This window comes from Nostocoides australiense Ben110 (genome assembly GCF_001050535.1).
GTDB classification, from domain to species: Bacteria; Actinomycetota; Actinomycetes; order Actinomycetales; family Dermatophilaceae; genus Nostocoides_A; species Nostocoides_A australiense.
In genome coordinates this window covers 4257420-4262209 of the sequence record NZ_HG764815.1, presented here as the reverse complement: position 1 = coordinate 4262209, position 4790 = coordinate 4257420, and the positions used below count along the sequence as shown (strand labels likewise).

The window sequence follows — 4790 nt, the reverse complement described above, 5'->3', positions numbered from 1 at the left end:
CCGCCGCAGGGTCTTCGCGTGGGTCTTCACCGCCGGTTCGCTGGGCATGGCGATCGGCGCTTTCGTCGCCGGCTACCTCGTCGACCTCGACCGCCCTGACGGTATGACGGGTGCTTTCCTGACTGCGGCAGCCGGATTCGCGCTATCGGGGCTGCTGATCGCCGTGGCGGGTCACCGGGCGCCGGCGCCCACGGCATACGACCTGGGGGACGACCCGGCCCGCCCCCTCGGCGGCCTCCACGCCCTGCGGGCCATCTGGGCCGTGCCCGCCCTGCGCTGGACCGCAGTGGTGACCGTGACCCTCGCGCTCGGCTTCTATGCGCAGTTCGAGAGCGGCCTGCCGGCCTACGCCCTGACCAGCCTCGACGTGGCCGAGCGCACCGTCGGCCTCGCGGCCGCCGTCAACTGCGTCGTCATCATCGCCCTGCAAATGGTCGTCGTCCGGCTCACCGCCGGCCACAGCGGTGCCGGCCTGCTGATGATCGTCGGGGGCATCTGGACCCTGAGCTGGGTGCTGCTGTCCGCCGCGCTCTTCACTCCGGCGGTGGCCGGCGCCGTCTTCGTGACCAGCTTCGCCGTCTTCGCCGTGGGGGAGACGATGTATGCCCCCATCCTCAACCCGCTCACCGCCTCCCTGGCACCGGAAGGAATGGTCGGCACGACGCTCGGCGTCTTCACGGCCGTCCAAACGGGTGCCTCCGCGCTGGGGCCGCTGGTCGCCGGTGTGCTGCTGGGGGCGGGTATGACGGGTGGGTTCCTCGGTCTGCACCTGCTGATCTCGCTCGGGGCGATCGTGGCCGCGGCGCGCTTGCGTGCCGTCATCCGGCGCCCCGCCGAGACGGGCGCCGTGCCGGAGCCGGAAGTGCTCACGCTCGCGGCCTGACGGGCCTGGACGCCGGACCACGGCCGGCTCCGATCCGCACTAGGGTTGGACCCATGTCTGACTTCGATGTTGTCGTCCTCGGTGCCGGTCCTGGTGGATATGTCGCGGCGATTCGCGCCTCACAGCTGGGCCTGAAGGCCGCCGTCGTCGAGAAGAAGTACTGGGGCGGTGTCTGCCTCAACGTCGGGTGCATCCCGAGCAAGGCGCTGATCAAGAACGCCGAACTCGCGCACACCCTCACCCACGACAAGGCGAAATACGGCATCGAAGGGGAGGTGACGATGTCCTTCGGCCCGACCCACGCCCGCTCGCGACAGGTCTCGGCCGGCATCGTCAAGGGCGTCCACTTCCTGATGAAGAAGAACAAGATCGAGGAGATCGACGGGTGGGGCACCCTCACCTCGCCGACGTCCATGTCGGTCGCGCTCAACTCCGGCGAGACCCGCGAGATCACCTTCGACAACCTGATCATCGCCGCCGGCGCCGTCACCCGGATGCTGCCCGGGGTCCAGGTCTCGCAGAACGTCGTCACCTATGAGGAGCAGATCCTCTCCGACCAGCTGCCCGGCTCGATCATCATCGCCGGCTCCGGTGCCATCGGGGTCGAGTTCGCCTATGTCATGAAGAACTTCGGCGTCGACGTGACGATCGTCGAGTTCCTCGACCGCATGGTGCCGACCGAGGATGCCGACATCTCCAAGGAGCTGCTCAAGCACTACAAGAAGCTCGGCGTCAAGGTCCTGCTGGGCACCAAGGTCGAATCGGTCGAGGACACCGGATCCGGTGTGCGCGTGACGGTTTCGCCCGCGGCCGGGGGGGAGCAGCAGATCCTCGAGGCCGACAAGCTCCTCTCGGCCATCGGCTTCGCCCCCCGCACCGAAGGCTACGGCCTCGAAGCCATCGGCGTCCAGCTCACCGACCGCGGCGCCATCGAGATCGACGACGTCATGCGCACCAACGTCCCGGGCGTCTACGCCATCGGCGACTGCACCGCCAAGCTTATGCTGGCCCACGTCGCCGAGGCCCAGGGTGTCGTCGCCGCCGAGACCATCGCCGGCGCCGAGACGATGCCGGTCGACTACTCGATGATCCCGCGAGCGACCTACTGCCACCCGCAGATCGGCTCCTTCGGCCTCTCCGAGCAGCAGGCCAAGGACGCCGGCCACGAGGTCAAGACCGCCGCATTCCCCTTCTCCGCCAACGGCAAAGCCATGGGTCTGGGCGACGCGGTCGGCTTCGTCAAGGTTGTCGCCGACGCCAAGCACAACGAGATCCTCGGCGCCCACATGATCGGCCCCGACGTCACCGAACTCCTCCCGGTGCTGACGCTGGCCCAGAAGTGGGACCTGACCGCCGACGAGGTCGCCCGCAACGTCTTCGCCCACCCCACCCTCTCCGAGGCCGTCAAGGAGGCCGTCGAGGGCATCGCCGGACACATGATCAATTTGTGATCTGACGGCCCCTGGCAGCGCTTGCCCTGGCGCGCGGCCACCCGGTCAGCACCGAGCAACACGTGGCGCCCCCTGCAGGTCGGCAGCTGCGTCTTGGCTAGGGTGACGGCATGCCGATGCCCAAGCCGGACAGCGAGATCGAGCGCATCCTCATCGTCGCCGCGCACCCCGATGACGCCGACTTCGGCCTTGCCGGGACCGCGGCGCAGTGGACCGACGCGGGCATCGAGGTCACCCTGCTCTGTCTCACGCACGGCGAGCAGGGCGCCCGTCCGGACGCCGACATCGCGGCGATTCCCGCGCTGCGCGAGCAGGAGCAGCGCGCGGCCAGCGCCGAGGTCGGCATCACGGACGTGCGCTTCCTCGACGGCTATCGCGACGGCTGGCTCGAGCCCACTTTCGATCTGCAACGCGACATCGTGGCGGTGATCCGGGATGTGCGGCCGGGGCGGCTGGTGTGTCAGTCCCCGGAGCGCAACTATGCGCGGCTGCAGGCCTCGCACCCGGATCATCTCGCCGCCGGCGACGCGGCCGTCCGGGCGGCCTACCCGGCCTCGGAGAATCCGTTCGCCTGGCCCGAGATCGGCGTGCCGTTCCACCATGTCGGCGAGATCTGGTTGATGGCGCATCCGACCCCGGATCACGCGGTCGATATCACCGAGACCTTCCACCGCAAGGTGGCGGCCCTGCACGCCCATGCCTCCCAGACCGCCCACCGCGGGGAGGAGTTGGAAGGCTTCTTGCGGCAGATGTCGAGCCGGATGGCCGCGAACTTCGGTCTGCCGGAAGGGCGTTTGGCCGAGGCATTCGCCATCGTCCCGCTCAACTAACCGAGTGCGGCGAGCACGGCCCGGATGGCCGGGGAGGCCGCGGCGCATCGCCCGGGAGACGCATCCCCTCGCGCTGTCCATGACCGCGGACGGTCAGGGGGCCGTGCGCGCCAAGGCCGCCCTCGCCGGTGCCGAGGTCATCGCCTCACCACAGGTGCGGCTCCCCCTGGTCCTGGACGACTGACAGGCAAGAATGGGGGAGTGCCAGCCACACAGCGCCCCCTCACCGTGATCCGCCGGGCCCGCCTCGTCGAGATCGGCGGCGTTGCGGGGCCGCCGGAACCGGTCGACGTGATGCTCAGCGACGGACACGTCACCGAGATCGCCCCCCGGGTGTCGCGACCCGAGGGTGCCGAGGAGCTCGACGCCGACGGCCTGTCGGTATCTGCCGAAGGCGAACCGGGAGACGGCGAACCCGGTCCCGGTGAGCCGGGGGACGGCGGTATACCCGCCCCGGACGCGCCTGAGAGCCCGGAGGCGCCCGACGGTTCTGACGCCCCCGAGGGTGCAGGAGCGTTCGAGGGTGCAGGGGCGTCCGAGGGTGCAGGGGCCCCGAGTGAGCCCGCTCCGGTCTCGGGTGAAGCCGAGGAGGCGGGTGCTGGGGAGCAGCCGCCGGTGCTCGGCGGGGTGGACCCGAACGTGCCGCCGCGGATCCCCTTCCAGTGGGTCGCCGAGGTGTGGATCGACCCGGACTGGTATGCCGATCAGCAGGCCGAGGAGCCGCTGCCGTCGGCGGGCCTGCCCGTTGTCGTCCCGCTGCGGATCGCGAGCGCGCTGATCGGGCGGGCGTCGGCGAGCCGGAATATCGTGCCCGACATCGACTGCTCTGCCGACCCGGGTGTCTCCCGGCGGCACGCGCAGCTGACGACGGACGGGTCGCGGTGGTTCGTCGAGGACCTGCAGTCCTCCAATGGCACGTTCGTCGGGCCGGCGTCGGGGCCGCTCCCCGATGACCCGATCGCCGTCGGCCCCAAGACCGAGGTCGGCGACAACCGCATCTATGTGGGGGCGTGGACTCGGATCGTCGTGCGACGCGCGACCGATGAGGAGATCGCAATCGGATGAGGCCGCTGACCTTCCTCACCGTCGAGCACGAGGATCAGTGCCCACCCTCGTGGCTCGGTGAGTGGTGGGAGGAGCGCGGCGTGACACTGCGCCGGGTGCGAGCGCACGTGCACCCGGACGGCGTTGCGGCAGAGATGATTCCGGCTGATGTAGGCGACGCTGACGCCCTCGTGGTCCTCGGCGGCGAGGCGGGGGCGAACGACGACGCGGACTACCCGTGGCTCCCCGCGACCCGCGAGCTGATCGCGCGGAGTGTGGAGGGCGGCATACCTTTCCTCGGGGTCTGCCTCGGCCACCAACTGGCGACCGTGGCCCTCGGCGGCGAGGTGCGGCGCAATCCGGCCGGGATGGCCACCGGGCTCACTGCGGTGGCGCTCACCCCGGCCGGAGCCACCGATCCGTTGCTCGGCGGATGCGACGGTTTGCGTGTCGTGCAATGGAACAGCGACATCGCCACCCGACTCCCTGAGCGGGCCGTGCAGCTGGCCACGGCACCCGACGGCACTCCGCAGGCGGTGCGGTTCGCGCCATGGGCGTATGGCGTGCAATTCCATCCCGAGG

Annotated in this window: 5 protein-coding genes; all 5 read left to right on the top strand. The window is 70.2% G+C overall.

What is annotated here, in order from left to right; all coding sequences use genetic code 11:
* Positions 1-883: MFS transporter (locus tag BN11_RS21125; RefSeq protein ID WP_048700459.1), on the top strand; the 883-nt coding region annotated here is incomplete at its 5' end.
* 53 nt (positions 884-936) lie between these two features.
* The gene (gene lpdA / locus BN11_RS21120; RefSeq protein WP_048693761.1) at positions 937-2334 is read left to right on the top strand and encodes a dihydrolipoyl dehydrogenase; all 1398 of its coding nucleotides are present in this window, start codon (positions 937-939) and stop codon (positions 2332-2334) included.
* A gap of 110 nt (positions 2335-2444) precedes the next feature.
* Complete coding sequence (locus BN11_RS21115; protein WP_048693764.1) at positions 2445-3164, top strand: PIG-L deacetylase family protein; 720 nt, start codon at positions 2445-2447, stop codon at positions 3162-3164.
* A gap of 201 nt (positions 3165-3365) precedes the next feature.
* Positions 3366-4229, top strand: coding sequence for an FHA domain-containing protein (locus tag BN11_RS22245; RefSeq protein WP_235435578.1), 864 nt, complete (start codon positions 3366-3368; stop codon positions 4227-4229).
* A partial coding sequence (locus BN11_RS21105; RefSeq protein WP_048700456.1) for a type 1 glutamine amidotransferase occupies positions 4226-4790 on the top strand: 565 nt, incomplete at its 3' end. The genes BN11_RS22245 and BN11_RS21105, both read left to right, overlap by 4 nt.